General features: G+C 59.7%; 10 protein-coding genes. 4 read left to right on the top strand and 6 right to left on the bottom strand.

All coding sequences use genetic code 11. The features are described from left to right. Positions 1 to 9: 9 nt before the first annotated feature. Positions 10 to 3408, top strand: coding sequence for a DEAD/DEAH box helicase (locus B9Z31_RS14595; protein WP_100120282.1), 3399 nt, complete (start codon positions 10 to 12; stop codon positions 3406 to 3408). Between the two features lie 102 nt (positions 3409 to 3510). Here the strand turns inward: B9Z31_RS14595 and B9Z31_RS14600 are convergent, their stop codons facing one another. From B9Z31_RS14600 to B9Z31_RS14625, 6 genes are all read right to left on the bottom strand, one after another. Further along, positions 3511 to 5481: a U32 family peptidase gene (locus tag B9Z31_RS14600; protein WP_100120283.1), complete on the bottom strand. Its 1971-nt coding sequence runs from the start codon at positions 5479 to 5481 to the stop codon at positions 3511 to 3513. Between the two features lie 194 nt (positions 5482 to 5675). After that, complete coding sequence (locus B9Z31_RS14605) at positions 5676 to 6449, bottom strand: peptidylprolyl isomerase (protein WP_100120284.1); 774 nt, start codon at positions 6447 to 6449, stop codon at positions 5676 to 5678. 92 nt (positions 6450 to 6541) lie between these two features. Beyond that, positions 6542 to 6814, bottom strand: a complete 273-nt coding sequence (locus tag B9Z31_RS14610; protein ID WP_100120285.1) for a BolA family transcriptional regulator — start codon at positions 6812 to 6814, stop codon at positions 6542 to 6544. Continuing rightward, on the bottom strand, positions 6811 to 7353 hold the full coding sequence (locus tag B9Z31_RS14615; RefSeq protein WP_100120286.1) for a septation protein A: 543 nt from the start codon (positions 7351 to 7353) through the stop codon (positions 6811 to 6813). Before B9Z31_RS14615 ends, B9Z31_RS14610 begins: the two co-directional genes overlap by 4 nt. A gap of 43 nt (positions 7354 to 7396) precedes the next feature. Further along, positions 7397 to 7804, bottom strand: coding sequence for a peptide-methionine (R)-S-oxide reductase MsrB (gene msrB / locus B9Z31_RS14620; RefSeq protein ID WP_100120287.1), 408 nt, complete (start codon positions 7802 to 7804; stop codon positions 7397 to 7399). Then, positions 7801 to 9348, bottom strand: a complete 1548-nt coding sequence (locus B9Z31_RS14625) for a YdiU family protein (protein WP_100120329.1) — start codon at positions 9346 to 9348, stop codon at positions 7801 to 7803. The genes msrB and B9Z31_RS14625 overlap by 4 nt, the downstream gene beginning before the upstream one ends. 133 nt (positions 9349 to 9481) lie before the next feature. On the opposite strand from B9Z31_RS14625, the gene B9Z31_RS14630 reads away from it, so the two are divergent. From B9Z31_RS14630 to B9Z31_RS14640, 3 genes are all read left to right on the top strand, one after another. Next, complete coding sequence (locus B9Z31_RS14630; RefSeq protein WP_100120330.1) at positions 9482 to 11110, top strand: 3-(methylthio)propionyl-CoA ligase; 1629 nt, start codon at positions 9482 to 9484, stop codon at positions 11108 to 11110. A 127-nt stretch (positions 11111 to 11237) separates the two neighbouring features. After that, positions 11238 to 12470 (top strand): branched-chain amino acid ABC transporter substrate-binding protein, encoded by a 1233-nt coding sequence (locus tag B9Z31_RS14635; protein WP_100120288.1) that lies wholly within the window; start codon positions 11238 to 11240, stop codon positions 12468 to 12470. Positions 12471 to 12617: 147 nt separating this feature from the next. Further along, complete coding sequence (locus B9Z31_RS14640) at positions 12618 to 13652, top strand: branched-chain amino acid ABC transporter permease (protein WP_100120289.1); 1035 nt, start codon at positions 12618 to 12620, stop codon at positions 13650 to 13652.

Below are 13652 nucleotides of genomic sequence, written 5' to 3' on the forward strand. Positions count from 1 at the left end.
GTTGATCGCATGAAGTCCACCAACCCGGCGCAGTGGTTTCCCCCTTCGCAACTGGCTTTTTACTTTGACCAGGGCGCCTGGTCACGCGGCACCACCTTGTATTTGCAAGACAAGGTCTTGTCTTCGCAGTTGTCGCCCGATGGCGATGGCTGGCGCCTGCAAGGCTTGGTTCAGGGCAACGATGCGCAACCCTTTTCGGTCAATGCCGAACTGCGTGTGAGTGCGGGTGGGAACCTGAGCGAGTGGCGCAGCGGCTGCACCTGTCCTGTGGGGCGTTACTGCAAGCATGGCGCGGCGCTGGGCATTTTGGCTTCGATGCAGGGTTTGGCGCTGCTGAACGATTGGGGGCCGGATGGCCCCTCCGCCGAAGTTCTGGAGCGCCGCTCCCAAATGGAAAAAGAACGCGCCCTGAGCCAAGCCGAATACCTGGTGCGCGACTGGCTGACCCGCCTGGAAAATGCCAACGGTCCGCCCGCCTACACCTTGCCCGGCAGCACCCACGATCAGTTTGTTTACAACTTGTCCGTGGTTCAAACCGCTTACAAACCGGTGTTCCACTTGGCCGTCAAACGGGCGGCGCAAAAGCGCAATGGTGAATGGGCCAAAGCCAAAAAGCTGAGCAACGAGCCCTCGCCACACGACCCGATCTGGCAAACCAGCAGTCCGCTGGACCGCGATATTTTTGACCTGCTCAAGGCCTGTCCGCCCGCCAGCAGTTTCAGCTCCTATGGTTTCCAAAGCGAAGTCAAGCTGCACGGCATGCCAGGCCAGTTGCTGTTGCAGTTGTGCAGCCAAACCGGCCGTTTGGTGTCGGACGACGGCACCCCCTTGCGCTGGCAAGACACCCCCGAAGCCTTGGTGGGGACATGGCGTGAGGTCAAGGGACAAGACCATGGGCCCGATGGCTGGCAACTGTCCATGCAGCCGCTGCGCGCTGGCGTTGTGTATGGCCTGAACCAACCGCCTTTTTTCATGGACACGGTGCTGGGTTTGTGCGGCCCCTTGGACACGCAAGGGCTGAGCGCCAATGAGCTGCAGGTCTTGTCCAACGCCCCCGTGATGCCTGAGAGTGTGGCCTTCAAGTTTCAAAACCAGTTGCTCGAGCGCTTGGGGCCCTTGCCCTTGCCCCCGGTCATTCAAAAGATGCCCGAGATCCGCGGCGTCTCACCCCGCGCTGTGCTGGACATTGCGCCTGTGCACCCCGCTGAGCGCGATGTGCAAGGCCTCTTCATCGCCGAATTGACGTTTGACTACGGTGGGCACCGCGGCTTTTGGCCAGGCACCTCAAACCGCGTCTTGGTGGGGCAGGGCCCACAAGCGCGCATGTTGCTGCGCGACTTGCCTTGTGAACAAAAAGCGTGGGACACCCTCGCCGCACTGGGTCTGGTCACTTTGGACGCCAACCTGCTGGTCTTGCCACCCGAGCAGTCGCAGCAGCGCTGGCTGCAATGGGTCGAGAGCGACTTTGCTCCGCTGCGCCGAGCCGGGTTGGACGTGAACTTCATCTCGGGCGCCAGCCCCTGGTTGCGCCAAGCCGACGATGTGCACATCGACTTGTCGGGTGACGCGCAAGCGCCGCAAACCTCGGCCTGGTTTGACTTGTCCTTGGGCATGGACATCGACGGCCAAAGGGTCAACATCTTGCCTTGGGTGCCCTCGATTTTGACCACCTTGGCGCAGATCACCAGCGCCAGCGCCGAGGGCGAAACCCCCGCTTTGCCTCCCTTTTTGTACCTGCCTGACTTGAAGGGCGATGGTTTTGTCAAGTTGCCCACCGCCAAGATCGAACCCTGGCTGAGCACCTTGATGGAATTGGTGTCGGAGCGCGGGCGTGACTGGGGCGGTGACGGCTTGCGCCTGTCCCGACTGGAAGCCTTGCGCACCGCTGCATCGCTGGGAGAGGGTGTGGCTTGGGCCGGTGCGCAAAGCCTGATGAATGTGGTGCAACAAATGCGGGGGCTGGACAGCTTGCCCGAAGTGACGGCGCCGGCCAGCTTGCAAGCCACGTTGCGCCCCTACCAGCAGCAGGGTCTGAACTGGCTGCAATTTTTGCGCACACACCAATTGGCCGGCATCTTGGCCGATGACATGGGCTTGGGCAAAACCCTGCAGACACTGGCGCACATCCTGACCGAAAAAGAAGCAGGACGGCTCACGCAGCCCGCGCTCATCGTGGCGCCCGTGAGTTTGCTGGGCAACTGGCAGCGCGAAGCGGCCCGCTTTTGTCCCACGCTGCGCTCGCACATCCACCATGGTTTGTCGCGGCATGAGACGGCGCAAGACTTGAGCGGTTTCGACATCGTGCTCACCCCTTACTCTTTGCTGCACCGCGACCGCGATGTGTGGATGGCCATCGATTGGCACATGCTGGTCCTGGACGAAGCGCAAAACATCAAGAACGCCAACACCCACGCGGCACAAACCGTGGGCGATATTCCCGCTGCGCACCGCCTGTGTCTGTCGGGCACGCCCATGGAAAACCACTTGGGTGAATTGTGGAGCTTGTTCCACTTTTTGATGCCCGGCTTTTTGGGCAGCCAAAAGCGCTTTGGCGAGTTGTTTCGCACCCCCATCGAGCGCCAGGGCCACAGCGAGAAAATGGACCAGCTGCGCAAGCGCATCACGCCCTTCATGCTGCGCCGCACCAAAGACGTGGTGGCCAGCGAGCTGCCCCCCAAAATCGAAACCCTCATGCCTGTGCCCCTGCAAGGCACGCAAGCGGACCTCTACGAAACCATCCGTTTGGGCATGGAAAAAACCGTGCGGGACGCACTGAACGCGCAAGGCTTGGCCAAATCGCAAATCACCATTTTGGATGCGCTGCTCAAGCTGCGCCAAGTGTGTTGCGACCCACGCCTGCTCAAACTGGGGGCGGCCAGCCCTGTGCAGCCATCGGCCAAGTTGGAGCAACTGCTGGAGATGCTGCCCGAGATGGTGGCCGAGGGGCGCAAAATTTTGCTCTTCTCTCAGTTCACCCAGATGCTCAGCCTGATCGAGCAAGAGTTGCCCCGATTGGGCATCCCCTGGGTCAAGCTCACGGGCCAGAGCAAAAACCGGGATGCCATCATCGACCAGTTCACCAGTGGCCAGGTGCCGCTATTCCTGATCAGCCTCAAAGCGGGTGGGGTGGGGCTGAATTTGCCGCAGGCCGATACGGTGATCCATTACGACCCGTGGTGGAACCCTGCGGTCGAAAACCAAGCCACCGACCGGGCCCACCGCATTGGCCAAACCCAAAGCGTTTGGGTGCTCAAACTCGTGGCTCAGGGCACCATCGAGGAGCGCATGCTGGCCCTGCAAGAGCGCAAAGCGCAGTTGGCGCAAGACATGTATGCGGGTGCGGTGCAGCGCAAAGAGCCGCTGTTTGGCGAATCTGATCTGAACGAGTTGTTCAAGCCGCTGGGCTGAGCGATGGCATTGGACTTGCGGGCTGCAGCTGGACCGTCCTGTTGACTGGCGCTAGACACGCGTATGGACCATTGGCCAGCCTGGGTCAATGGCTGGCGTGGATCAGTGCAGGCCCACCACAGGCCTTGATTTGTAGAACTGCACGGGGCTTTCAGGGACGGCGTTCAGCACCGCCTTTTTGATCTTGCCCACCACATGCATCTCGCACGGTTTGCAGTCAAAGCGCAGCGTGAGTTTTTCTTTGCCGTTGATGAGTTGCATGGGCTCGGCTTTCACCGTGCCTTGCACGCCCGTCACACCTTTGGCTTGTTTGGGGCACAGGCTCAGGCTAAAGCGCACGCAGTGCTTGGTGATCATCAGGCTGACTTCCCCCAATTCTTCCTGGCTTTCATAGGCGGCATCGATGACTTTGACGCCGTGCTTGGCATAAAAGTCTCGGGCCTTTTGGTTGAACACGTTGGCCAGATAGCTCAGCGTGTCTTCAGGGTAGGCCACGGGTGGCTGCACGGGCACAGCACGCGGCAGGCGGTGCAGACCCGCAGCGCGGGCGGCCTCCAGCGCTTGCACGGCGTCTCGCCGCAAGGCTTTAAGTTGTGACGGTGGGACAAACCAGGGGCGGGACAGGGCCAGCTGCACGTCCAGGGGCTCGAACAGGGTCTCCCCCAGCTTGCCCAAGGCGGTTTTGAGCTTGTCCTCGGCCTGGGCCGAATCTTTGGGGGCTTGCCAAGCGATGGCCAACTGCGCCGTGGCGCTGTGGCCGGCTTCGTCGGTCAGGGTCAGTTCCAGCCCCTCCTTGTTTTCGGCCAGTTGCATCCACACGCCCATGCGGCGCTCAGCCGACTTTTTGTCCAGGGTGCGCACCCAGCTCATGTCGCGGTTGCGGTTGACCTGAACGCCTTGGCGCAGGTCCTTGAAACCGTCCAGGGGGTCTTTCGGGAACAGCCGCCAGACCCCTTGGGCTTTGGCGGCCTCGGCACGGTTGATCTGCAAGCCCACCAGCTCTTTTTGCAGGTCGTAGTAGCACAAGCCATCCCCGTTGTGCAGCTCGGTGGCCGGGTCGTCGGTGGTGATTTCGATGTGGTCTGCGGCCACTTTGCTGACCCAAGCGATGGGCTGGCCCGGATTCTTGGGGGTATCGAATGCGCCAATGTCTTCTTTGCGGCCTTGCACAAAGTAGTCGGTGAATTCGCGGTTGAAGTTTTGGTTCGGGTCCGGCACAAAACTGAACGTGCTGCGCCCATGCGAGGATGCTGCCAACTCGGGTCGCTCGTTCAGCACGTCGTCAAACAGCTTGCGGTAGTGGGCGGTGATGTTCTTGACATAGGCCATGTCTTTGTAGCGGCCTTCGATCTTGAAGCTGCGGATGCCTGCGTCAACCAAGGCCCGCACGTTGTCGCTTTGGTTGTTGTCCTTCATGCTCAGCACATGCTTGTCGTGCGCCACGATGCGGCCTTGTGCGTCTTTGACTTCGTAGGGCAGGCGGCAGGCTTGCGAGCAGTCGCCCCGGTTGGCACTGCGCCCGGTGTGGGCATGGCTGATGAAGCACTGGCCGCTGTAGGCAACGCACAAAGCGCCGTGCACAAAAAACTCGATCACCGTGCGCTCGGTGTCCACCGCGTCCCGGATGGCCGCGATCTGCGGCAGCGTCAGCTCGCGCGCGAGCACGATCTGGCTCAAACCCGCGTCTTGCAAAAACTTGGCTTTTTCAGGGGTGCGGATGTCGGTCTGCGTGCTGGCATGCAGCTGGATCGGGGGCATGTCGATTTCCAGCAAGCCCATGTCCTGGATGATGAGCGCGTCCACCCCAGCGTCATACAGTTGCCAGGCCAGCTTGCGCGCACCTTCGAGCTCGTCGTCACGCAAGATGGTGTTGAGCGTGACAAAGATGCGGCTGTGAAAGCGGTGCGCGACTTGCACCAACTTGGCAATGTCTTGCACCGAGTTGTCGGCCGTGGACCGCGCGCCGAAGGACGGGCCGCCAATGTAGACCGCGTCAGCGCCATGTTGGATGGCTTCGATGCCGATGTCCAAGTTGCGGGCAGGGGCGAGGAGTTCGAGGTGGTGGGGCTGCATGGGCTGGGATTATCCCAGCTTGTGTCTTTGGATCCATAGGGTAGCCCTTGAGCCATGGGGGTAGCCCTGAAGCGGCGGGCACTGGCCGGGGCTCAGTTCTGAACCCCAGCCCGCGCCCAAGCCTTTTGACCACAGAACCACAGAAAACAAAAAACGCGACCGAAGTCGCGTTTTTCAGCGGGGCAAAGACCAGATCACTGGATCTTGGCTTTGGCGCGCAGGCCTTCTTGGAAAGAGGCGAGCTTTTGCTGTTGCAGTTGCTGCGTGATCTGGGGTTTGACTTCTTCCAGCTTGGGCAACTGGGCTTCACGCACATCGTCCACACGGATGATGTGAAAGCCAAACTGGCTCTTGACCGGGGCATCGGTCATCTGACCTTTGGCCAATTTCACCATGGCACCAGAAAACTCGGGCACATAGCTGCCTGCAGCGGCCCAGTCCAGATCGCCACCGTTGGCACCCGAACCTGGGTCCTTGGAGGCTTTTTTGGCCAAGTCTTCAAATTTGGCGCCTTTGTTGATTTCGGCAATCAGCGCTTTGGCGTCAGACTCGGTTTCGACCAGGATGTGGCGGGCACGGTATTCCTTGCCCCCGTTGGCCGCGACAAATTTGTCGTATTCGCCCTTGATGTCGGCATCGGTCACTGGGTTTTTCTTTTGGAAATCGGCAAACAACTGGCGAATCAAAATGGTTTGGCGGGCCAATTCCAGTTGGGTTTTGTAGTCATCGCTGGCGTCAAGACCGCGTTTGCGCGCTTCTTGCATGAAAACTTCGCGGGCAATCAGCTCTTGCTTGATTTGGTCCAACACTTCGGGCGTGACAGGACGACCGGATGCTTCGACTTGCTGCTGCAGCGCTTTCACGCGAGAAGAGGGCACAGGCTTGCCATTGACCACGGCCAGGTTTTGCGCGAGTGCGGGGACGGCCAGCAAGGCCACCAAAGCGGCGCTGAGCATTTGCTTTTTCATCGTTATTTCCTCATTGACAGGGCGTCAGGTTCAAGTGAAAGGTTTGTCAGGGTTCAAAAAAAGGGGTTGTCACCAAGGGGCGACAACCCGATTCAGATCAGCTCGATGGCCAAGGCATGCAGGCCTTGGTCAATGAAATCTTGCAGCGCATCATACACAAGGCGATGGCGCTGCACGCGAGAGATCCCGTTGAACAAAGGGGATGCGATCGAAACCCGCATGTGGGTGCCTTGGCCGCTGTCGTTGGCACCCATGTGCCCGGCGTGCGCGGCACTTTCGTCCACCACCCGCAGCGCGCTCGGCTGCAGGCGCTCGGTCAGTCGGGCATGGATTTGTTCGCTCAAAGGCAAATGGGTGGGGCTCACGGCTGCTTGTCCTCGTCTTTGGGCAAATAGCGAGAGATGTACAGGCCTTGACCCAGGATGAACACCACCGGGAAAGCATAGCCCCAGAGTTTGAAATTGACCCAGTCTTCGGTGCTGAAATAGTGCGCCACATAGCCGTTGATGGCGGCCATGAAGACGCAGTAGAGCATCCAAGACAGGTTCAGGCGGTGCCACACGGCTTCAGGCAGTTGCAACTGATTCCCCAGCAGCATGTGCAGGAAGTTTTTCTTCAAAACACCATGTGCTATGGCCAAGGCTATCGCCAAACCCGAGTACAGCAGGGTGGGTTTCCATTTGATGAAGCGTTCGTCGTGCAGGCCCAGCGTCAAGGCGCCAAAGCCCAGCACCAGCACCAAAGTGATTTTGTGCATGGTCTGCAGCTTGCCTTCCATTTTGTAGAGGATGGCGGTTTGCAGCACCGTGGCCGCCATCAGCACCGCCGTCGCGGTGTAGATGTCGCCCATTTTGTACGCACCAAAAAACAGCAGGATGGGGAAAAAGTCGAGGAGGAATTTCATGAATGGGTTTTGAGTGCGGCGTCTGCGGTCCCGCCAAGATCGGTCAGGAAGCCTCGAAGTCTAACGAAGCGGAGTTCATGCAATAACGCAGGCCTGTGGGCGCTGGGCCGTCTTCGAACACATGGCCCAAGTGCGCGCCGCATTGGGCGCACACGGTTTCCACCCGGCGCATGCCGTGGCTGGTGTCCACGCGCTCCTCGATGGCGCCGTCTGCCGAGGCCTGCGAGAAGCTTGGCCAGCCGCAGCCCGCGTCGAACTTGGTGTCGGATTTGAAGAGCTCGGCATCGCAACAGATGCAGCGGTAAATGCCATTGGCCCAATGGCCTTCGTATTTGCCTGTGAATGGGCGCTCGGTGGCCGCTTGTCGCGTCACGGCAAAAGCCACCGGCTCGGCGCCCTTGGCGGCCAGAAGTTCGCGCCACTGCGCGTCTGTTTTTTGGATGGAGGTCATGATGAACAGCTGATTTCCAGTTGACCCGCCCAGTCGGGCGGCAGATCGGCATAGGCTTCGAAGCCGGGATGCTCGTCGAAGGGAGACTGTAGCAAGTTGTGCAAGCGGTCGATTTCTGAAAAGTCACCCGCCTTGGCTTGACGGATCGCCACCTCGGCCAAGTGGTTGCGCAGCACAAACTTGGGGTTGGTGCGCAGCATGTGCGATCCCATGCGCGCCAAGTTCGCGTGCCCAGCCCGGGCTGTGTAGCGTTCCAACCAAGCCAGCAGGCGAGGGCGGTCCAGCACCCCATCGGTCACGGGGCTCCAGCCCGCATCGGTCAGTGTGGCGGCCTGCGATTGGCGCACCACCGCTTGGCTCAGTTGCCGCCAAAACAAGGTGAAATCCACCTTTTCGGCCGCCATGAGCTGCATCAAATCCTCGACCAAGGTCCAGTCGGCTTCCCGCTCGGACTCGGGGGCCAAGTCGTCGGTCAGCCCCAGCTTGGCCCGCATCGCATCGCCCAGGAAGCGAGGGAACAGTGTTTTGTAGCCCTCCAGCACCTGAAGGGTCATGTCCTGGTCGTCGATCAAAGGGGCCAAGGCCTGGGCCAAACAATACAGATTCCAGTAAGCCACATTGGGTTGCCGCCCGTAGGCGTAGCGCCCCTGGTGGTCCGAGTGGTTGCAGATGTGGCCGGGGTTGAAGGCGTCCATGAACTGGAAGGGGCCGTAGTCGATCGTCAGACCCAGCAGGCTCATGTTGTCGGTGTTCATCACGCCGTGGCAAAAGCCCACGGCCTGCCACTGCGCCAGCAGTTGGGCGGTGCGCTCTTGCACCACATCGAGCAAAGCCGCGTGAACATTGCCTTGCCACAAGGCCGCCCGATCGTGGCATTCGGGCAGATGGTGGGCGATGGCGTGGTCGGCCAATGTCCGCAGGCTGTCGGTGTCGCCTTGCGCCGAAAAATGTTCAAAGTGGCCAAAGCGTAAAAAGCTGGGGGCGACGCGGGCCACGATGGCGGCGCTTTCTACTTCTTCGCGGCGCACCGGTTCGGGTGAGGCCACCAGGCACAGGGCGCGGGTGGTGGGAATGCCCAGGCCCTGCATGGCTTCGCTGCACAAATACTCACGGATGCTGGAGCGCAGCACGGCTCGCCCGTCGCCGCCCCTGGAGTAGGGTGTGCGGCCCGCACCTTTGAGTTGAATTTCTTGCGGTCCCTGGGCCGATTGGGCCTCACCCAGCCAAATGGCCCGTCCGTCGCCCAGTTGCCCAGCCCACTGTCCAAACTGGTGCCCGCTGTACACCGTGGCCAAGGGCCGGGAGCCCCGCATGAGTGCGTTGCCCGCGAAAGCTTGCAGGTGGGCGTTGTCAAATAGGGCGGCGGGCCAGCCCAGTTCCGTTCGCAAAGTTTCATTGCAAGCCGCCCAGCGGGGCGCTGCCACGGGCGTGGGTTGCAAAGCCGTGAAAAAACGCGATCCCAATTGCGTCAGGCGGTGCGTCCATTCCAACCATGGACGATCCAGGTTTTCGTGGGAAGGGGTTTCGGAGTTGGCAAGAGACATGGCTTGATTGTCACGTCCTTGACAAGGACCCGGGGTTTTGCGGGTTTTGGAGTGCTTTGTCAGCGCGGTTCGGCAGGGGCTGGGGTGCACAATGAAGCGATTGAGCCCCCCCTCACAAACTGGAGACCAAACCATGCTGGGATTGATGCAAGAGCGTTCACTGCTGATTTCTTCTTTGATTGATTTTGCCGAAAAACACCACGGCGACAGCGAAGTGGTTTCGCGCCGGGTGGAAGGCGACATCCACCGCAGCGACTGGGCCCAGGTGGCCCGGCGCTCACGCCAAGTGGCCAATGCCCTCGATGGCCAACAGGTCCCCCAGGGGGCACGCATCGCCACCCTGGCCTGGAACGGTTACCGCCACTTGGAGTTGTATTTCGGCGTCAGCGGCTCGGGCCGTGTTTTGCACACCATCAACCCCCGATTGCACCCTGAGCAAATGGCCTGGATTGCCAACCATGCCGAAGACCAAATTTTGTGCTTCGACATGACGTTTTTGCCTTTGGTCCAAGCCCTGCATGCGCATTGCAAAACCATCACTCAGTACGTGGCTTTGTGCGATGCAGACCAATTGCCTGCCGACACGGGTATCCCCAACCTGATGAGCTATGAAAGCTGGATGGGCCAGCAGCCCGACACCTACACCTGGCCGCAGCTCGACGAGAACACCGCCTGCAGCCTGTGCTACACCAGTGGCACCACGGGCAACCCCAAAGGGGCTTTGTACAGCCACCGATCTACCGTGCTGCACGCTTATGCCGCCGCCTTGCCAGACTCCATGTGCATCTCGGCGCGCGATGCCATCTTGCCCGTGGTGCCCATGTTCCACGTCAACGCCTGGGGCATTCCCTACAGCGCTGCCATCGCGGGTGCCAAGCTGGTGTTCCCCGGCCCGGCCCTAGATGGCAAGTCGGTCTACGAATTGATCGAGGCCGAAGGCGTGACCTTTGCCGCGGGTGTGCCCACCGTGTGGCAAATGCTGCTGGGCCACATGAAGCCCGCAGGTTTGAAGTTCAGCCAGCTCAACCGCACGGTGATCGGCGGATCGGCTTGCCCACCCGCCATGATCGACGCGTTCCGTGAGGACTACCAGGTGGACGTGCTGCACGCTTGGGGCATGACCGAGTTGAGCCCCTTGGGAACCGTCTGCACCTTGAAAAACAAGCACCTGAGTTTGCCCGCCGAGCAGCAAATGAAGTTGCGACTCAAGCAAGGCCGCTGCATTTTTGGCATCGACATGAAAATCGTCGATGACAAGGGCACGGCTTTGCCGCATGACGGCAAGTCCGCGGGTGACTTGCTGGTCAAAGGCCCTTGGGTGATCGCCTCCTATTACAAACAAGAGGGTGCAAGTCCTTTGGTGGACGGTTGGTTTCCCACGGGCGATGTGGCCACCATCGATGCCGATGGTTTCATGCAGATCACCGACCGCAGCAAAGACGTCATCAAGTCGGGTGGTGAGTGGATCAGTTCCATCGACATCGAAAACATCGCCATGGCCCACCCCGCCGTGGCCATGGCCGCTTGCATTGGCATGCGCCACCCCAAGTGGGACGAAAGACCCATTGTCTGTGTCGTCAAAAAACCGGGCGCCGAGGTCAGCCGGGATGCGCTGCTGGCTTTTTACGAAGGAAAAACCGCGAAATGGCAGATTCCTGACGACGCGGTCTTTGTTGACGCCATTCCTTTGGGGGCCACCGGCAAGATGCTCAAGACCCGTTTGCGCGAGCAATTGGCCGATTACGTGTTGCCGGGTCTTTGACGGTTTCGGCCCCTGCGACCAGACCGAGTCGCGTGGGCGATACGTCTTAGGGGCAAACCCCGAGCAGCCCCAGGCACCGTTGCGGGTAACCTGAACTTGTTTTGTTTTACAACGCTGGAGACCTTGAATGAAATTCGCAACACGTTTGATCACCGCAGCCGTTTTGGCCGCCTGTTCCATGGGTGCTTTTGCCCAAAAGGGCGAGACCGTCAAAATCGCCCACATCGATCCTTTGTCTGGTTTGATGGGTCCCGTGGGCAGTAATCAGCTCAAGAGTTTCCAGTTCTTTGCAGAAAAATTCAGCAAAACCAATCCGGCTGGCGTCAAGTTCGAGATGGTGTCTTTTGACAACAAACTCAGCCCCGCTGAAAGTTTGAACGCGCTCAAGGCCGCCATGGACCAAGGTGTGCGCTACATCGCTCAGGGCAACGGCTCTTCAGTGGCCGGGGCCTTGATCGAAGCGGTCAACAAACACAACGAGCGCAATCCTGGCAAGGAAATCATTTTCCTGAACTACGCTGCGGTGGACCCGGACTTCACCAACAGCAAGTGCAGCTATTGGCACTTCCGCTTTGATGCCGACACCTCGATGAAGATCGAAGCCATGACCACCTTCATGAAGGACGACAAAGACGTCAAGAAGGTCTACCTGTTCAACCAGAATTACTCGCATGGCCAGCAAGTGGCCAAATTTGCCAAGGAAAACCTGGCGCGCAAACGCTCCGATGTCCAAATCGTGGGGGAAGACTTGCACCCCTTGGCCCAAGTGCGCGATTTTTCGCCCTACATCGCCAAGATCAAGGCTTCCGGCGCTGACACGGTGATCACGGGCAACTGGGGTTCTGACCTGTCCTTGCTCGTCAAGGCCGCCAACGAAGCGGGCTACACCGGTAAGTTTTACACCTACTACACCGGCGTGACGGGCACCCCCACAGCGCTCGGCACCAGCGGCGCTGGCCGGGTTTACCAAATTGCCTACAACCACTACAACATGGGTGGTGACATCGGCAAGTGGATGGGCGAGTTCAAAACCAAATTCAACGACGACTTTTACACCGGCTCTGTGATTTCCATCTTCAATGCACTGGGTGAGGCCATGGCCAAAGCCAAGTCCACAGAACCTGCCAAGGTCGCGGCTGCCTTGGGCGGCCTCAAGTACAAGAACTTCAACGGTGAAGTGGAGATCCGCAAGGCCGACCACCAGTTGCAGCAGCCTTTGTACATGACGGTTTGGCAAAAAACCGACAAGAAGTACCCCTACAGCCCTGAAAACACCGGCATGACTTTGGCCCCTGTCAAAGAGTTCCCTTCCTACGTTTCCAGCACGCCCACCAGCTGCCAGATGAAGCGCCCAGGCTGATCCTGGGGTTTGCCTGAGGGCAAAGAGGCCCGATGACAAATTGTTGTCGGGCTTTTTTTTGAATGTTGCATTTTTTGTCTTGGCGTTGACACCGTCAACCCGCTTTCGGTAACGCAGTTAGGCTGAGATACAGCCTGGAAAGTTTTTATGGAGTTTTTCATCATCTCCATGCTCAACGGCCTCAGTTACGGGCTGTTGCTGTTCATGCTCAGCTCCGGGCTGACGCTGATTTTCAGCATGATGGGCGTGCTCAACTTTGCACACGCCAGCTTTTACATGGTCGGTGCCTATTTCGGGTACACCCTGACCGGGTGGATCGGTTTTTGGCCTGCACTGGTGGTGGCTCCTTTGTTGGTGGGCGCGTGCGGTGCTGTGTTTGAGCGCGTGACTTTGCGCAAAGTGCACCCTTTTGGCCATGTGCCTGAACTGCTGGTGACTTTTGGCTTGTCTTATGTGGCCTTGGAGTTGGTCCAACTGGTCTGGGGACGGACTGCGGTGGACTTCCCGCCGCCCGAGATTTTGCGCAGCTCAGCCTTCACATTGATCAACCATTCGGTGCAAGGTCTGTCGCTTGTTTGGGGCGCTGCGCCTGCAGACCTGTGCAGCGCCGCCGATGCCGCCATCCGCGTGGTGTGTTCGCCGTTTCCGGCCACGCGCGGGTTCATGATGCTGGTGGCGCTCCTCATGCTGCTGTCTTTGTGGCTCTTGCTCACCCGCACCCGCATCGGCTTGGTGATTCAGGCCGCCTTGACCCACCCTGAAATGGTGGAGTCCCTGGGCCACAACGTTCCGCGCGTCTTCATGCTGGTCTTCGGTGCAGGCACGGGCTTGGCCGGTTTGGCGGGCGTGATTGGCGGCAGCACCTTTGTGACGGAGCCCGCCATGGCGGCCACCGTGGGGTCGGTCATTTTTGTGGTGGTGGTGGTCGGCGGCATGGGCTCGCTCTCTGGCGCATTTTTGGCTTCGGTGCTGATTGGTGTCATCCAGACCTTTGCGGTGGCCATCGACTACTCGTTCCTGACACTCGCCAAAGACATGGGCTGGGCTTTGTCCGCGGCTACCCAGGAAAACTCGTTTGCCAAGCTCACGCTGTCTCAGGTGGCGCCCATCTTGCCGTACCTGTTTTTGGTACTCATCCTGATCTTCCGGCCCAAGGGTCTTTTGGGCACACGCGAGGGTTAA

It is taken from the genome of Limnohabitans sp. G3-2, assembly GCF_002778275.1.
In the GTDB taxonomy this organism is placed as follows: Bacteria; Pseudomonadota; Gammaproteobacteria; order Burkholderiales; family Burkholderiaceae_C; genus Limnohabitans_A.